Consider the following 576-nt stretch of genomic DNA (forward strand, 5'->3'; position numbering starts at 1 on the left):
GGCCGAGCCGCACGGCATAGGCGAGGTTGTTCACCTCCGACGCGCCGGTCGCCGAGGCGTAGAGCACGCGGGCGTCGGGCAGGTGGTTCTGCAGGAGAACGCCGGCGATGCCCTGCTGCGAGCCCTTCTTGGTGCCCATCGACCCTTCGCCACCCGCGACGCCGCCCATCTCATGCGCCTCGTCGAACGCGATGACGCCGTCGAAGTCGGCACCGGCCCAGGCGATGATTTGATCGAGCCGGGTGGCGTCGCCGCGGTTGGAGCGCAGCGTCGGATAGGTCACGAACAGGACGCCCTCGTCCATCGTGACGGGCTCGTCGATCTTCCAGCGCGAGAGCGGCTGCACGTCGGCCGCGAGACCGCCGAGCGCGGTCCAGTCGCGGATCGCGTCGGCATGGAGCGCCTCGTTCTTGCTGATCCAGATGTTCTTGCGACGACCCGCCAGCCAGTTGTCGAGGATGACGGCCGCGACCTGCCGCCCCTTCCCTGCCCCGGTGCCGTCGCCCAGGAAATAGCCCTTGCGGTACGCGCGTCCGTCGTCGGAGAGCACCAGCCCCACGCCCTCCTTGTCTGGCT

1 protein-coding gene is annotated in these 576 nt (G+C 69.4%); it reads right to left on the minus strand.

The genetic code is table 11. The annotated features are described in order from the left end of the window. Nucleotides 1-576 (minus strand): strawberry notch family protein (locus D1Z90_RS21015; protein WP_198419291.1); only part of this gene is annotated, 576 nt, incomplete at both ends.

Source organism: Motilimonas pumila (assembly GCF_003596335.1).
In the GTDB taxonomy this organism is placed as follows: Bacteria; Pseudomonadota; Gammaproteobacteria; order Enterobacterales; family CBDFNC01; genus Motilimonas; species Motilimonas pumila.